General features: G+C 66.6%; 14 protein-coding genes. 5 read left to right on the forward strand and 9 right to left on the reverse strand.

All coding sequences use genetic code 11. The features are described 5' to 3' along the window. Nucleotides 1-100 precede the first annotated feature (100 nt). The 5 genes from Q0P60_RS04325 to Q0P60_RS04345 all read right to left on the reverse strand — a co-directional run bounded on the left by Q0P60_RS04325 (nucleotide 101) and on the right by Q0P60_RS04345 (nucleotide 5651). A complete protein-coding gene (locus Q0P60_RS04325) occupies nucleotides 101-1036 on the reverse strand; it encodes a DUF6607 family protein (RefSeq protein WP_294988747.1) in 936 nt (311 codons plus the stop codon). A 68-nt stretch (nucleotides 1037-1104) separates the two neighbouring features. After that, the gene (locus tag Q0P60_RS04330; RefSeq protein ID WP_004154268.1) at nucleotides 1105-1704 is read right to left on the reverse strand and encodes a hypothetical protein; all 600 of its coding nucleotides are present in this window, start codon (nucleotides 1702-1704) and stop codon (nucleotides 1105-1107) included. A gap of 4 nt (nucleotides 1705-1708) precedes the next feature. Then, the gene (locus Q0P60_RS04335; protein WP_294989247.1) at nucleotides 1709-3859 is read right to left on the reverse strand and encodes a TonB-dependent hemoglobin/transferrin/lactoferrin family receptor; all 2151 of its coding nucleotides are present in this window, start codon (nucleotides 3857-3859) and stop codon (nucleotides 1709-1711) included. 197 nt (nucleotides 3860-4056) lie between these two features. Continuing rightward, on the reverse strand, nucleotides 4057-4251 hold the full coding sequence (locus tag Q0P60_RS04340; protein WP_005412278.1) for a hemin uptake protein HemP: 195 nt from the start codon (nucleotides 4249-4251) through the stop codon (nucleotides 4057-4059). Nucleotides 4252-4679: 428 nt separating this feature from the next. Further along, a complete protein-coding gene (locus tag Q0P60_RS04345; RefSeq protein ID WP_294988753.1) occupies nucleotides 4680-5651 on the reverse strand; it encodes an aldo/keto reductase in 972 nt (323 codons plus the stop codon). Between the two features lie 194 nt (nucleotides 5652-5845). On the opposite strand from Q0P60_RS04345, the gene Q0P60_RS04350 reads away from it, so the two are divergent. Then, a complete protein-coding gene (locus tag Q0P60_RS04350) occupies nucleotides 5846-7144 on the forward strand; it encodes a nucleoside transporter C-terminal domain-containing protein (protein WP_294988756.1) in 1299 nt (432 codons plus the stop codon). 25 nt (nucleotides 7145-7169) lie between these two features. Beyond that, nucleotides 7170-8135 carry a ribokinase gene (locus tag Q0P60_RS04355; RefSeq protein WP_294988759.1) on the forward strand — a complete coding sequence of 322 codons (966 nt, stop codon included), beginning with the start codon at nucleotides 7170-7172 and terminating at the stop codon, nucleotides 8133-8135. A gap of 105 nt (nucleotides 8136-8240) precedes the next feature. Here the strand turns inward: Q0P60_RS04355 and Q0P60_RS04360 are convergent, their stop codons facing one another. The 3 genes from Q0P60_RS04360 to Q0P60_RS04370 form a co-directional block, all read right to left on the reverse strand. Beyond that, nucleotides 8241-9161: an XVIPCD domain-containing protein gene (locus tag Q0P60_RS04360; protein ID WP_294988762.1), complete on the reverse strand. Its 921-nt coding sequence runs from the start codon at nucleotides 9159-9161 to the stop codon at nucleotides 8241-8243. 143 nt (nucleotides 9162-9304) lie between these two features. Continuing rightward, nucleotides 9305-9625, reverse strand: a complete 321-nt coding sequence (locus Q0P60_RS04365) for a hypothetical protein (RefSeq protein ID WP_294988765.1) — start codon at nucleotides 9623-9625, stop codon at nucleotides 9305-9307. Then, entirely contained in the window at nucleotides 9622-10476 is an 855-nt protein-coding gene (locus Q0P60_RS04370) for a hypothetical protein (RefSeq protein WP_294988768.1), read from the reverse strand. The genes Q0P60_RS04365 and Q0P60_RS04370 overlap by 4 nt, the downstream gene beginning before the upstream one ends. Nucleotides 10477-10948: 472 nt before the next feature. Between Q0P60_RS04370 and Q0P60_RS04375 the strand changes: the two genes are divergently transcribed. From Q0P60_RS04375 to Q0P60_RS04385, 3 genes are all read left to right on the forward strand, one after another. Then, nucleotides 10949-11380, forward strand: a complete 432-nt coding sequence (locus Q0P60_RS04375) for a hypothetical protein (protein WP_294988771.1) — start codon at nucleotides 10949-10951, stop codon at nucleotides 11378-11380. Between the two features lie 250 nt (nucleotides 11381-11630). Further along, nucleotides 11631-12626, forward strand: coding sequence for a tRNA dihydrouridine synthase DusB (dusB, locus tag Q0P60_RS04380; RefSeq protein ID WP_294988774.1), 996 nt, complete (start codon nucleotides 11631-11633; stop codon nucleotides 12624-12626). An 82-nt stretch (nucleotides 12627-12708) separates the two neighbouring features. Further along, complete coding sequence (locus Q0P60_RS04385) at nucleotides 12709-13536, forward strand: class I SAM-dependent methyltransferase (RefSeq protein WP_294988777.1); 828 nt, start codon at nucleotides 12709-12711, stop codon at nucleotides 13534-13536. Between the two features lie 34 nt (nucleotides 13537-13570). Here Q0P60_RS04385 and Q0P60_RS04390 read toward each other — a convergent pair whose 3' ends face one another. Further along, entirely contained in the window at nucleotides 13571-14632 is a 1062-nt protein-coding gene (locus Q0P60_RS04390) for a metal-dependent hydrolase (RefSeq protein ID WP_294988780.1), read from the reverse strand. Nucleotides 14633-14729 lie beyond the last annotated feature (97 nt).

Consider the following 14729-nt stretch of genomic DNA (forward strand, 5'->3'; position numbering starts at 1 on the left):
ATCCACGCGTGGCGTGGATCTACTCATCCACGCGTGGCGTGGATCTACTGGTCTTGGCGGTGCCGGGCATGCCCGGCACCGCCCGCAACCGCGGCGGCGATCAGCCTTCCTTCGGTGCCTTTTCGACAAACTCGGCGAACACGGCGTCGATCTGCGCGTCCTTCACCTTCTTGCCGGCCTGGATCTCTTCGGCCTGGGTGAACATCGGGATGATCATCGCCATGCCGTCGATCTTGGTCTTCAGGTGCACACCCGGGGCCTGGCCGAGGAAGCCGTCCCAGCGCTGGCGCACCTTGGCCCAGTAGCCGGCGGTCGCCTTCCAGTAGCTGCGGGCCGGGGTGAAGTCGACCTCGGTGGTCTTCACGTAGTCGTTGAAGCCGAACTCGCGGGCAATCTCCACCTGGCTGCCATCGGCATTGCGCTGCACCTTGGTGTTGAACTGCTCGTGGGTCCAGCCGTTCGGGGTCAGCGTGTGGCGGTTGATCACGGCCAGCGCGTTGTAGTCGCTGCGCTTGGTGTACTCGCGACGCGGCAGCGGACGCCAGCTCAGGTCGCTGGTCCAGCTCGGCACGTTGTTGGTGTAGGTCCACTTGCCGGTGCCGCAGTAGCGCGGTGCGTCGCTCACTTCATACACGCACTGGGTCCACGCCCCCTGGTTGGTCGCCGCCGCGATGGTGCGCACCTGCCAGGTCTGGTCGGCACTGAACTCGAAGCGGTTCGGCGCTTCGTACACCCAGTCCTGGCGCCAATGCTTGGTGATGTGGCCGCTCTTTTCGTCCAGCAGCAGGTGCTGCAGCACGATGCGCTTCGGCGTGTCTTCCACCACGATGACCACTTCGTTGCCGCCGCTGCGCATCGCCGGCGCACGTTCGTAACCGGGCTTCAGCAGCACGGTCTCGTCGAAGGCGAAATCCACGGTGTACTCGCCCTGCATGGCGAGGATGCTGTCATGGTCGCGGGCGATGTCGGAGGGCTGCGCGCTGGCCACGCCGCTGGCGGCGAGCAACAGCAGGGCGCTGGCTGTCTGGAACTTCATCGGGGTCTTCCTTCAGGGTTGCAGGTTTGTTGAGAGGCCATCCGTGGCCGACAGGCGTTCCATCAGGTTCACAGACGGATCAGCGGCAGGTCGCCGGGAATCCTCGGTGCCGGTCGCCGGGCGGCGTCGGCGCAGCAGCAGTCGTCGATCGCCAGCTCGCCTTCGGCACCTTCCAGGCGAGCGATGCGGCGCGCCGTGGCGGCGCCCAGCGAGGACAGGGTCGACAGGCTGGCGGCCAGGGTGCGGCCATCGTCGGCGGCATGCAGGCGCAGCGCGCACAACCGCCAGCGCTGGCCACCGAGGTGGCCGGCCAGGCGTCGCCACAGCCGCTCGCCGACGCTGCCATCGCTGTCGTGTTCCGGGCCGGGCGGCAGCGCGGCCACCAGCCGGTCCCAGGCCAGGAAATCGCTGTCCGGCAGCAGGTACAGCCGCCATACGCAGCGGCCGCGGCCATCGAGGAAGCACAGGCTTTCGCGCAGGCCCTCGCTGTCCACGCCCTGGCAGGCATGCACGCGCACCGCCTGGCGCCAGCCGCCCAGTTCGTTGCCGTCGGCGTGGTACAGGCACAACACGGTGCCGAGCGTGGCCAGCTGTGCCGGGGTCGGCCAGGCCGCACCGTTCGGTGCGGCGATGGAGTCGTTCCTGCGTGCGGACAATGCTCGGCTCATGAGGTCACCAGGAAACGGCAAGGCTGGCGGAGAAGGTGCGGCCCGGGCTGGTATAGCGGTCCAGCACACGGCTGGTCGGCAGCAGCGTCGAGCCGACGTTGGACCAATCGATGTAGCGCTTGTCGGCCAGGTTGAACACGCCGACATTGAAGGTCGCGCCCGGCGCGAAGTTCCAGTGCGCCATCAGGTCGGTCACGCCGTAGCCCGCCGGACGATAGGCCGTGGTGCTGGCCAGCCGGTCCTTGCGCTTGACGAACGTGCCAGCCAGCTCGACACCCCAGGTCTCGGTGTCGTACATCAGGCCGACGGTGCCGCGCAGCGGATCGACCGAATCCAGCGGCGCATCTTCGGTCTTGTTGTCGCCGCGCGACCAGGCCACCGCACTGCGCAGTGCCCAGCCCTGCAGGGTCGGGCTGATCTGCCCGAAGTCGACACCGGCCTTCAGTTCGGCGCCGTAGATGCGCGCGTCGGCGATGTTGCGCGACTGGAACACCATCAGGCCCTGCGCGTTGGTGCCCACCAGCGACTGCGACTCGATGAAGTCCTTGTATTCGTTGTAGTAGCCACTGACGCTGACGTAGGCGGCCGGCGACAGGAAGCGCAGCCCCAGCTCCATGCCATCACTGGTTTCCGGCTTCAGGTCCGGATTGGGAATGGCGGTGTAGCCGAAGGCGAAGTTGGTGAAGCCGAGGTTGACGTCGTTGTACGGCGGCGAGCGGAAGCCATGCGAGTAGCCGGCGAACAGCGACCATTCGTCGGTGAAGCGATAGACCATGCCCAGCTTCGGCGAGACGCTGGTCTTGGTCAGCTTGGCCACCGGCACGCCGGGATTGTCTTCGGCGAAGATGCTGTCCACCTCCGGCTTCAGCTCGTAGCGGTCAACGCGCACGCCCGGCACCAGCGACAGCTTGCCGCCGGCCATGCGCATCTCATCCTGTGCGTAGAGGCCCAGCTCGGTGGTCTTGCTGATCGGGAAATCGCGCACCGGGAACGCATCGGGCAGGATGGTGGTGCTGGTCTGGCCGTTGGCCAGCACCTGGAAACCATCGCGCTTCTGGCGGATTTCGGTGCGTGCGCCCTCGAAGCCGTAGGTCAGCGCGTGTTCGACGCTGCCGGTGCTGAAGGCCTTGTTGAACTGCGCCTGCAGGCCGTACACGCGCTGATCGAAATTGAACTCGCGGTGGCGACGGCTGCGGTTGGCGCGGTCCTCGTCGGTCACCTGGGTGGTCTCGCTGTGCTGGGTGTAGACCTGCCAGTGCAGGCTGTCGGCGAAGCCCTTGTCCAGCGCATCCATTTCATGCGCGAACGACACGCGGGTGCGGTTCTGCTTGTCGCGCGCCTTCATGCCGGTGGTGGTAGTGCGGTCGATCGACGACAGCACGTTGGTCTCGGTCTTGTCTTCGTTGCCTTCCACGGTCAGGCGGAAACGCTGGTCCTCGCTCGGCGCGTAGACCAGCTTGGCCAGGCCGCTGCGACCATCGCGGTCCTGCGGGTTGGGCGCGGTGCGGGTGTTGTCGAGGCTGCGCACGTCGCCCTTGTTGTCGGTTTCCTGGCCCTGGCGATGGTTGATGTTGACCATGCCGCTCCAGTGCTCGCCACCGAAGGCGGTGGTGACGCCGCCGAGCAGCCCCTTCCACTCGCCGTCATAGCCGAACTTCAGGCCGACGTAGCTGTCCTTGCCGTCCTTCAGATAATCGGCCGGATCCTTGGTGACGAAGGCGACCACGCCGCCGAGCGCGTCCGAGCCATACAACGAGCTGGCCGGACCGCGCACGATCTCCACGCGCTTGAGCGTGTCCAGATCGGTGAAGTTGCGGTTGGCATTGGAGAACGAACCAATATTGAAGCTGGTCGGCATCGCGATGCCATCGGTCTGCACGCGCACGCGGTTGCCATCCAGGCCACGGATGCGGATGCTGCCGAGGCCGAAGCGAGCCGCGCTGCGGTTGACCGACAGGCCCGGCTCGTAGCGCAGCAGATCCTTGATGTCCTGCACCAGGTGTCGGTCCATCTGCTCGCGGTCGATCACATCGACCGTGGCCGCCACATCACTCACCGCACGCTCGGTGCGGGTGGCGGTGACCTGCACCCGGTCGAATTCGCGCGCATCGGGTGCGGCGGCAGCGGCAGCGTGGGCGGACAGCGGCAGGGCCATCCAGACAGCAAGGCAAAGGGCGGTATGGCGGGTCATCGGGCTCGTTCGGTCAGGCAGGGGAACCCCCGGTTACCGGCACACCCGGAGGGTGCACGCGGTAGGCCGAGGGGGAGAGAGCGGGAGCGGACGGGTCGCCCACCCTGCCGGCGCCGCCGGCAGGAGGGAGGGAGGGAGGGAGGCGGGCGACCAGGCCGCGATTACTTGGTCAGGATCAGCTTGTCGTTGCTGGTGTGGCGCAGGCGATAGAAACGGTCGCCGTGCTGGATCAGGATTTCACGACGGCCCTTGAGCAGGGCTTCGCTGTCGATAACCTCTTCCGGCGGAACGACGCGGACCGGACGATCGCGGAGGGTCAGCGTTTCGGGGCGCAGCAGTACAGGTTGAGCATTCATGAGCATCTGGACTCGTGCGAGGGACGAGTTAAATGATAATGATTCTCAGTTGACAATCAACAACCATTCTCAATTTGATTGATGGGATTAATTATCAAACTCAACGAATTGATAGACTTCGTCAATTGAATGGCATTTGTGGAGGCGAGCCGTGCCCGGCTGCGCTTCGATCGCGTCCCGGTACAGCCCGCGCTTCGCGCGGAGCCGAGCATGGCTCGGCGCTACAGGGGAAGCCGGGCGCTGGAAGCCCGCGCTTCGCGCGGAGCCGAGCATGGCTCGGCGCCACAGGGGGAGCCACCGGGCGCTGGAAGCCCGCGCTTCGCGCGGAGCCGGGCATGGCTCGGCGCTACAGGGGGAGCCACCGGGCGCTGGAAGCCCGCGCTTCGCGCGGAGCCGGGCATGGCTCGGCGCTACAGGAGGCGACGCCTTCAGGCGAACACGGCTTCGACCTGGGCCCAGCCGGCCGCGTCGACCTGCTCGAGCACGTCCAGCGCCTGCAGGTTCTGCAGCAACTGGCTGACCCGGCTGGCGCCGAGGATCACGCTGGAGACGTTCGGATTGCGCAGGCACCAGGCGATCGCCAGCGTCGCCGGCGCCTGGCCCAGCGCGCGCGCCAGCTCGCTGAAGCGGCGCACCTGGCCCAGGCGGGCTTCGGCGTCGGCGCCCAGCACCAGCTCCTGCAGCCATTGCATGCCCTCGCGGCCCAGCCGTGCGTCGGCCGGGATGCCCTGGTCGTACTTGCCGGTCAACAGGCCCGACGCCAATGGCGAGAAGATGGTGGTGCCCAGGCCGGCGCCGGCGTACAGCGGCGCGTACTCCACCTCCACCCGCTCGCGGTGCAGCAGGTTGTACTGCGGCTGTTCCATCGATGGGCCCTGCAGGTTGCGCGCGGCGGCGATGTCCAGCGCCTGCTGGATCTGCGTGGCCGACCACTCCGAGGTGCCCCAGTAGAGGATCTTGCCCTGCCGCACCAGGGTGTCCATGGCGTGCACGGTCTCGGCGATCGGCGCGTCCGGATCCGGACGGTGGCAGTAATAAAGGTCCAGGTAGTCCACCCGCAGGCGCTTGAGCGCGGCATGGCAGGCATCGGTCACATGCTTGCGCGACAGCCCGCGCTGGGTCGGCCGCGGGTCCTTGGCGCTGCCGAAGAACACCTTGCTGGAAACGCAGAAGCCATCGCGCGGCAGGCGCAGGTCGCTGATCACATCGCCCATCACCTGTTCGGCGCGGCCGTTGGCATAGCCCTCGGCGTTGTCGAAGAAGTTGATTCCATGATCCCAGGCGGCCGCCACCAGGTTGCGGGCCTCGTCGCGCGGGATCTGGTTGCCGAAGGTCACCCAGGCACCGAAGGACAGAGCGGAAATCGGCAGGCCGGTGGAGCCCAGGCGACGGTATTGCATGCGAATCTCCTGCTGCAGGCCCGCATCCGGGCCGGGATCGAACCCCCATTCTACCTGCCCCCGCCGGCCGCAAGCCCTTGTCGTTGCTGGCCTGATCGGGACCGATGGGTGCGCGCACGCTGCTTTTTCTTGCCCCGGCCCCTGCCCTGCACTAGGCTTCCCGTTTTTCGCGACGCCCCAGGGGAGTCACTCACATGGTCGAAGGTTTGGGCAGGATCGGCTTCGGCCTGTTCGGGTTGGCGGTGCTGATCGGCATCACCTGGTTGTTTTCCAATAACAAGCGCGCGGTTGACTGGAAGCTGGTTGCCACCGGTATCACCCTGCAGATCGCCTTCGCGGCGCTGGTGATCCTGGTGCCGGGCGGCCGCGACGTGTTCGATGCGCTGGGCCACGGCTTCGTCAAGGTGCTGAGCTACGTCAACGAAGGCTCGGGGTTCATCTTCGGCTCGTTGATGGACACCAAGAACTACGGCTTCATCTTCGCCTTCCAGGTGCTGCCGACCATCATCTTCTTCTCGGCGCTGATGGGCGTGATGTACCACCTGAACATCATGCAGGCGATCGTGCGCGTGATGGCATGGGCGATCACCAAGGTGATGCGCGTGTCCGGTGCGGAAACCACCAGTGTCTGCGCCAGCGTCTTCATCGGCCAGACCGAGGCGCCGCTGACGGTGCGCCCGTACATCGCCAAGATGACCCAGTCCGAGCTGCTGACCATGATGATCGGCGGCATGGCGCACATCGCCGGCGGCGTGCTGGCGGCCTACGTGGGCATGCTGGGCGGCGGTGATCCGGCGCAGCAGGCCTTCTACGCCAAGCACCTGCTGGCGGCGAGCATCATGGCCGCTCCGGCCACCCTGGTCGTGGCCAAGCTGCTGATTCCGGAAACCGGCACCCCGCTGACCCGCGGCACGGTGAAGATGGAAGTGGAGAAGACCTCCAGCAACATCATCGACGCCGCCGCTGCCGGTGCCGGTGACGGCCTGAAGCTGGCGCTGAATATCGGCGCGATGCTGCTGGCCTTCATCGCCCTGATCGCGCTGCTGAACGCACCGCTGACCTGGATCGGCGAAGTGACCGGCCTGGCTGCGCAGATCGGCAAGCCGACCAACCTGTCGACCATCTTCGGCTACCTGCTGGCCCCGATCGCCTGGGTGATCGGTACCCCGTGGGCCGATGCCACCACGGTCGGCTCGCTGATCGGCCAGAAGGTCGTGATCAACGAGTTCGTCGCCTACACCGAACTGTCGCAGATCGTGAACGGCCAGGTGGCGGGCGTGAGCCTGTCCGACGAAGGTCGCCTGATCGCCACCTACGCGCTGTGCGGCTTCGCCAACTTCAGCTCGATCGCGATCCAGATTGGCGGCATCGGCGGCCTGGCACCGGAACGCCGCCACGACCTGGCCAAGTTCGGCCTGCGCGCGGTGCTGGGCGGTACCATTGCCACCTTCATGACGGCGACCATCGCCGGCGTGCTGACGCACTTCAGTTGAACCCTTGGTTGAGAAAAGATTCCCTATGAGCAGCAGTGTCGTTGTCGTCGGTTCCTTCAATGTCGATCACGTGTGGCGGTGCGAGTCGCTGCCGGCACCGGGTGCGACCATTGCCGGCCGCTACAGCACCGGCCCGGGTGGCAAGGGCTTCAACCAGGCGGTCGCGGCCTGCCGCGCCGGCGCCGAGACCCGCTTCGTCTGCGCGCTGGGCGATGATGCCGGCGGCACCACCGCGCGCGAACTGGCCGCGCAGGATGGCTTCGAGCTGATCGCCGAAGCCAGCAGCGAACCGACCGGCACCGCCGGCATCTATGTCGATGCCCGTGGCCGCAACACCATCGTGATCGGCCCCGGCGCCAACGCCGCGCTGAGCACCGATTTCCTGCAACAGCAGCAGTCGCTGCTGACCAGCGCCAAGGTCGTGCTGGTGCAGCTGGAATCGCCGGTGCAGACCATCGAAGCGGCACTGGCCACCGCCCGCGAGGCCGGCGTCACCACGGTGCTCAACACCGCGCCGGCCGATGCACCCTCGACCATCGGCCTGCTCAAGCTGGCCGATGTGATCACGCCGAACGAGACCGAGTTCGCCGCCCTGCTCGGTCGCCACGTCGGCGAGCGCGTAGACGCCAACGACGTCGCCGCGCTGGATGGCGCCAGCCTGCACGCGCTGTGCCGCAAGCTGGTCGGCAACGGCACGGTGGTGGTGACCCTGGGTTCGGTGGGCGTGTTCGTTTCGCACGCCGACGAGAACCTGCGCGGCGATACCCAGCCGTACTACCGCGTGGGCGCCGAACAGGTGCAGGCGATCGACACCACCGGTGCCGGTGATGCCTTCAACGGCGCGCTGGCGGCATCGCTGGCGCAGGTTGCCGATGCCCCGTTCGCCCGCCACGTGCGCTTCGCCAACCAGTTCGCCGGCCGCTCCACCGAGAAGGAAGGTGCGGCGGCGGCAATGCCGCGCTTCACTCCGGCCGACGCGGAAGTGAAGTAGATCCACGCCACGCGTGGATGAAATGGATGAAAAAGCCCGGGCATGCAGATGCCCGGGCTTCTTTTTTGCCGACCAGGAAACGGGCCGCCCGGGCGCTAACCGCCCTCAGGCCTGCATGACCGGCGCGGCGCGCGCCGGCTGCAGCTGTTCCTCCTGGCTGCGCTGCAACGCCTGCGCCTGTTCCTGCGCCTGGCGCTGATCGTTCACCGCCAGCTGCTGGAACGACTGCTCGGGTGGCGTGGCCAGCGCCTGTGCGGTGGGCATCTGCGTACGCAGATGGGCCGGGTCGGACGGCTCGCCCTGCACCACGAAGACGTTCTGCCCCGGCTGCAGGCCGGGCGCCGGGCCATTCAGCAGCACATGGTCCACCCGCTGCAGCCCCTGCCCTGCGGCCAGCGTGGTCAGGCTGGCCGCCATGCATTCGCTGTGCCGGTCCCAGGTTTTGCCGACCTGCGCATCCAGCCCCTGCACACCGGCCACGCACTGCGCGTACAGCGCATGCCGCGGATGCTGTGGTGAGGTTGGATCCACTGCCGCTGCCAGCGGACGCTCCGGCTGCGGGTCCAGTGGCGCAGCGTCGCTCAGCACCTCCGGGCTCCGCATGATCGGCCGATCCCGGTTGGGATCCTCCGGATGGAACTGCTGTCGCAGCTCTTCACGCAGTTGCCGGGTGGCGCGCGCATCGTCCAGATAGCGCAGGGTCTCCGGTTTGGTGACCGGCACCGTTCCCATCGAAATCGAACCGAGCGGCAGCGGAATCGGCGTCGCGCCAAGCGGCACGCTGATCGGAGCATTCACTTCGTGCTGCCAGCCGTTGGCATCATGCACATACCACTTCCCACGATGCAGCACCCGATCCGGATCCAGATTGGTCACCGGCTTGATCAGGCCATGCGGCGCGCGCGCGTTCGCCATATCGTGCATATAGCTCTCCGGATCCTGCAAGTGGTCACGGTACTTGAGGAGCACCAGCATCGACGTCTGCGTGCCGCGATCCAGCCCCAGATTGCGATTGTCCAGCAGCATCTTCCAGGCGGCTTCGGCTTCTTCCCTGCCACCGTACGCGCGGGCGGCGACGATGAGTTTGTAGGGTGTCCAGGCGGAAGGATGGATGCCTCGACCCTGGAAGGTGGAATCGTGCGAGGCTTGGACATCCTCAACGGGAAGATTCAGCGCGAGATCCGTTTCTCCACGGTCAAAGCGCCATGATCGCAACGGAGGTCTGCCTTCATCAACTCGACGCCAAACGCCTGCCAATCGCCCTCACTCATATGGACACCGTCAGCCAACGCCTGGCGATTGGCAAAGGTGTTGGCAGTGGCACCGGGAACATTATCGTTTCGAACCACGCCCAGGGCGAGCAGCGCATATCCATCGCTGCCTTGCTTCTGCGCCAGATAGTTGAAGTAGAGCTCCCGGTTATCCGCTGCAGCATAGGCGCTGAGGATCTCGAGATCCTTCCGATTCAGTCCTGCTCCAACGGTGCTCATTTGCCCTCCTTCCTGCGGATGTTGTCAATCAGCAGCGCGCGCGCACGTGCTTCCATTTTTCTCCAGTTCGGCAAGCCCTCGCGGGGATAGTTCACATTGACGACGGTGTTGAGCTCCTCAATGACGAACTTCTGCTTGCACTCGGCAAATCCGTAGACCTTCTTTTTCACCATTTTTCCGTCACGGTACTCGACACCCGATTCGATGATCTCGCGTGGCGTGCATTCGATCAGCTGGTCGATTTCGCCTGACGCGTCATGGGAAACGTACCAGTCGTAGTGGGAGTCAGACTTCATCACTGACGCGGTTTCTCTAATGCCCCGTGCACGCTGGTAGTTACGGATCTTCTGAATATCGATGAAGTACGGAACAAGCCCATGTACAGGCTCCCCCTGGATGCGTCCCTCCAGTGATGCCGCCGGATCATCCGGTGCATACGAGCGTGGCGTATAGGCATTTCGAAGCACCTGCCGTACATCGATCCTGTCGATGTACGCGTAATCGACAGTGACTGTGCGCACTGCCACGTCCACACTGGGGTTGATCCGTTCACCCGGCTTGAAGGGCAGTAGGCGGGGATACTCCAGCGCCAGGCCAAAGCTGCCGTCATGCTCCGGGCCCATCTGGTTGTAGTAGTAGTTCTGCGGCAGCTCCAGCAGGTACGGGCCAACACAGGCCTGCTTCAGCGGTACTGGCACGGCATAGGCGTCCTGCGGGCCAATGCTGCGTTTGCGTGTGCACCCCTGCTCGTTGGTCTGCGTGGGAGACATGTTGCGCGGCACATCACGCTGCGCACACGCCGCCAGCGGAAGCGCCAACGCGAACACCAGCAGGGAACGGATCAGGGGCATGACAGTCCTTGTGATCGAGTTCTGGCCGCGATGTCGGCTCATCGGTTTATCAGCCTGCAGCGGAGACACCTGTCGAATCAAGAGCTGATACCGACAGCGTCCTCTTGATCCAAAGTGGCAGGCTCGTCGCCGCCATCCTGTTGATCGATGTTGTCCACGAAGAGCCGATGCGCAGGCTGCTGCATGCGTCGCCGACACGCATGTTGCAACGCCGCGATCTGCGCTCTTTACCAGCTTGCCAATTCGGATCTCAACGCCTGGAACGACAGCTTCGCGTGAGGTGCATCAGATGAATGTCTGCACCTGAGCACTGCTGATGCCCGTGCAGCATGAATGCGTGGCGCTGGACCGGCTCGGTGCCGGGCTGCGGATCGACCCGTCGCGCTGACCCCACCTGCTGCGACCGCCTGTCGCATTGCCGGCGTCGCCGCCCTCGCCCACCATCCGCGCAGCTTTCCTGCACGGGCTGGACATGGACGGATTCCCCTGGCTGCTGGTCGCGGCCGCAGGCAGCGCCATCGCGGCCCTGCTGCACATCGGCTGCATCGCCTTCGGCGCCCCCTGGTACCAGCGTTTCGGCGCCGGCCCGCGCATGGTCCGGCTGGCCCAGGCCGGCCATTGGTGGCCGCCCGTGATGACTGCTGGCATCACCACGCTGCTGGTCGCCTGGGCCTTGTACGCGCTGGCGGCCGCCGGCTGGCATCCGCCGCTGCCGGCCAGCCGCCTGGTGCTGCCCGCGATTGCCGCGTTGCTGCTGCTGCGCGCTGCCATGGGCTTCGGCCTGGCGCTGTTCCGCCCCGGCTACAACGGCGTGCGCTTCTGGGCGGTCAGTTCACTGGTCTGCCTCGGCCTGGGCGTGGCCTTCGCACTGGGGACCGGCCAGGCCTGGGAAACGCTGGGCTAGCGGCCGGCGCCGGGGGCGCGCGGCGCGCGTCCACCGGCAGTCGACGTTACCGCTGGCCCGGCCCGGCGACCGTCCCGACCTGGCTGCATCGGCCCGCACCCAGCCGCCCACCATCGCCCGCGCATGGGGGTGCGGGAAGCAACCGTCAAGCATCTGCTGATGCCGGTACGGCATGAGGTCGGTGCCGATCGGCCTGAACCCGGGCCCCGCTGACACGATCGCGTTGCCGCCCGCAGCCTACAATGGGCGCATGCAGATCGGCCCCTACACCATTGCCCCCAACGTCGTGCTGGCGCCCATGGCCGGCGTCACCGACAAGCCCTTCCGCCTGCTGTGCAAACGGCTGGGTGCGGGCCTGGCCGCCTCGGAAATGACCATCAGCGACCCGCGGTTCTGGAACACGCGCAAGTCGATCCACCGCATGGACCATGAGGGCGAACCGGCTCCGATCAGCGTGCAGATTGCCGGCACCGAGCCGCAGCAGCTGGCCGAGGCGGCACGCTACAACGTCGACCACGGCGCGCAGATCATCGACATCAACATGGGCTGCCCGGCCAAGAAGGTGTGCAACGCCTGGGCCGGCTCGGCGCTGATGCGCGACGAACAGCTGGTGGCGCGCATCCTGGAGGCGGTGGTCAACGCCGTGGACGTGCCGGTCACCCTGAAGATCCGCACCGGCTGGGACTGTGACCACCGCAATGGCCCGCTGATCGCGCGCATCGCCGAGGACAGTGGTATTGCCGCGCTGGCCGTGCACGGGCGTACCCGCGACCAGCACTACACCGGCCAGGCCGAGTACGCCACCATTGCTGAGATCAAGGCCGCACTTCGCATTCCGGTGATCGCCAACGGCGATATCGATTCGCCGCAGAAGGCCGCCTTCGTGCTGCGGCAGACCGGCGTGGATGCGGTGATGATCGGCCGCTCGGCGCAGGGCCGGCCGTGGATTTTCCGCGAGGTGGCGCACTACCTGGCCACCGGTGAGGAACTGCCACCGCCGTCGCTGGCCGAGGTGCGCGACATCCTGCTCGGCCACCTGCATGCGCTGCATGCGTTCTATGGCGAGCCGCAGGGCGTGCGCATCGCGCGCAAGCACCTGGGCTGGTACGCCAAGGACCGGCCGGAGAACGCCGCGTTCCGTGCGGTGGTCAACCGTGCCGAGGACCCCCAGAGCCAGATCGCACTGACCACCGAGTACTTCGACCGCCTGATCGCCGGGGAACCGGTGCTGTCTTCGGCCGCCTGATTCTCCCCATCGGCGTGGAGTCGAGCCCGCTCGACCGCGTTGAATGCCCCACCGAACACGCTCGACTCTACAAGAGCCCGCCATGACCCCGCCGATCTCCTCCCCAACCTATCTGCACGGCTTTTCCGGCACCGAGCAGCAACGCCTGATGACCCAGGCGCGACTGCTGGAATCGAGCATCTTCGGCCAGATCGACTACAGCGGCGCGCGGCGCCTGCTGGAAGTCGGCAGCGGCGTTGGAGCACAGACCGAGATCCTGCTGCGCCGCTTCCCCGAGCTGCACGTGACCGGCGTGGACCTGAGCGAAACCCAGCTGGCGACCGCGCGCGAGAACCTGTCGCGCACGCCGTGGTGCAGCGACCGCTACACCCTGCAGCAGGCTGACGCTGGCGAACTGCCATTCGAGGCGCGCAGCTTCGACGCGGCATTCCTGTGCTGGGTGCTGGAACACGTGCCCTCACCGGCGCGCGTGCTGAGCGAAGTGCGCCGCGTGCTCGCCCCGGGTTCGCCGGTGTACATCACCGAAGTGATGAACGCCTCGTTCCTGCTTGATCCGTATTCGCCGCATATCTGGCGCTACTGGATGGCCTTCAACGACTTCCAGTACGACCACGGTGGCGACCCGTTCGTCGGTGCCAAGCTGGGCAACCTGCTGTTGGCCGGTGGCTTCCGCGACGTGCATACCGAGATCAAGACCATCCACCTGGACAACCGCGAGCCGGCGCGCCGCAAGACGATGATCGCGTTCTGGGAACAGCTGCTGCTGTCGGCGGCCGACCAGCTGCTGCAGGCCGGCACGGTGGACGAGGACACTGTGGAAGGCATGCGCCGCGAGTTCCGCCTGGTGCAGAACGATCCGAACGCGGTGTTCTTCTATTCGTTCGTGCAGGGCCGCGCCACGGTGTACTGAGTCGCCTGCTGCGCCATCCACGCATGGCGTGGATCTACTGCGCAGCCGCGGTATCGGTCTGCGACGCGGTCGGTTCGTGCCAGATGCGCTGCCACATCGCGGCAAGACGGCGCCCGGCGTCGGCACGCGCTGCCGGGCTGCTGTAGTCCACCCGCAACTGCTCGGGCACGATGCCACGCCACTGCCCACCCTGCTGTTCGGCCACGGCGAAATTAAAGGTGTAGTCCGGCTCCAGGCCCATGCGCAGATCGCTCAGCACCAGCCTGCCGTCCACCACCTGAGCGCGCATGAAGCCCCGGTTGAACCACTGCAGCCGCTGCACCGCCGGTACCGACTGCGCCTCGCGCAGCGCCTGCACGTTGGAAGCATGGCCCTCGAACCGCATCGGTCCGTGATCGGCCACCAGCGAGCGGTCGCCAACCACATAGCCATTCGGGGTCATCGCTACCACCCGCCACAGCAGCGTGTTGAACGGCATCGGCACCGAGAACCGCGGCGCGTCGCCCAGGCCCATCGCGGCCAGGCTCTGCTGTGCGGCGCGCTCGACCTGGGCCTTGGCGATCAGGCCCCACCCCAGGTAGCCCGTGCTCAGCAGCAGTGCCAGCCCCAGCACCTTGCCCGCCCAGGGTCGCGCGCGGCCGAACCAGGCCAGGATGCAACCGAGCAGCAACCACACCGTGTAACCGGGATCGATGATGAAGACGCTGGACCCCATCGCCGGGTGTGGCCGCAGCGGCCACCACAGCTGCGTGCCGTAGACGGTGAACGCATCCAGCACGGGATGGGTGACCAGCGCCAGCTGGATCGCCCAGAACCAGCGTGTCGGCGACTGTGCGACACGCCCCTTGCCGAAGCGCCTGAACAACCACCAGATCAGCGCAGCCACCCAGGGCAGCACCAGCAGCGAGTGGCTGAAGCTGCGGTGCTCGACCATGTTCGCCACCGGGTCGGCGGCGGTGAAGCCCAGCCACAGCGCGTCGAGGTCCGGCAGGGTGCCGAGCGCGGCACCGGCCAACAGGGCCGCGCGGCGATGTCCGGGCGGGGCGATGGCAGCGGCGACGGCGCCGCCAAGCACGATCTGGGTCAAGGAATCCATGCGCCGATGCTAGCGGCTTGCACGCGTGCCGTCTCGCGCACCACGCTGTAGAGCCGAGCCCATGCCCGGCGGTGGCGCATGGCCCCTGTAGAGCCGA

The organism is uncultured Stenotrophomonas sp., from assembly GCF_945952405.1.
GTDB lineage: Bacteria > Pseudomonadota > Gammaproteobacteria > Xanthomonadales > Xanthomonadaceae > Stenotrophomonas.

Excerpts from the sequence above, each read along its gene's own strand:
- Q0P60_RS04325 (WP_294988747.1), bottom strand. The coding sequence starts at position 1,036 with ATGAAGTTCCAGACAGCCAGCGCCCTGCTGTTGCTCGCCGCCAGCGGC.
- Q0P60_RS04375 (WP_294988771.1), top strand. The coding sequence starts at position 10,949 with ATGGACGGATTCCCCTGGCTGCTGGTCGCGGCCGCAGGCAGCGCCATC.
- Q0P60_RS04335 (WP_294989247.1), bottom strand. The coding sequence starts at position 3,859 with ATGGCCCTGCCGCTGTCCGCCCACGCTGCCGCTGCCGCCGCACCCGAT.
- Q0P60_RS04365 (WP_294988765.1), bottom strand. The coding sequence starts at position 9,625 with ATGAGCACCGTTGGAGCAGGACTGAATCGGAAGGATCTCGAGATCCTC.
- Q0P60_RS04370 (WP_294988768.1), bottom strand. The coding sequence starts at position 10,476 with ATGCCCCTGATCCGTTCCCTGCTGGTGTTCGCGTTGGCGCTTCCGCTG.
- Q0P60_RS04355 (WP_294988759.1), top strand. The coding sequence starts at position 7,170 with ATGAGCAGCAGTGTCGTTGTCGTCGGTTCCTTCAATGTCGATCACGTG.
- Q0P60_RS04360 (WP_294988762.1), bottom strand. The coding sequence starts at position 9,161 with ATGCTGCTGGACAATCGCAATCTGGGGCTGGATCGCGGCACGCAGACG.
- Q0P60_RS04330 (WP_004154268.1), bottom strand. The coding sequence starts at position 1,704 with ATGAGCCGAGCATTGTCCGCACGCAGGAACGACTCCATCGCCGCACCG.
- dusB (WP_294988774.1), top strand. The coding sequence starts at position 11,631 with ATGCAGATCGGCCCCTACACCATTGCCCCCAACGTCGTGCTGGCGCCC.
- Q0P60_RS04390 (WP_294988780.1), bottom strand. The coding sequence starts at position 14,632 with ATGGATTCCTTGACCCAGATCGTGCTTGGCGGCGCCGTCGCCGCTGCC.
- Q0P60_RS04350 (WP_294988756.1), top strand. The coding sequence starts at position 5,846 with ATGGTCGAAGGTTTGGGCAGGATCGGCTTCGGCCTGTTCGGGTTGGCG.
- Q0P60_RS04340 (WP_005412278.1), bottom strand. The coding sequence starts at position 4,251 with ATGAATGCTCAACCTGTACTGCTGCGCCCCGAAACGCTGACCCTCCGC.
- Q0P60_RS04345 (WP_294988753.1), bottom strand. The coding sequence starts at position 5,651 with ATGCAATACCGTCGCCTGGGCTCCACCGGCCTGCCGATTTCCGCTCTG.
- Q0P60_RS04385 (WP_294988777.1), top strand. The coding sequence starts at position 12,709 with ATGACCCCGCCGATCTCCTCCCCAACCTATCTGCACGGCTTTTCCGGC.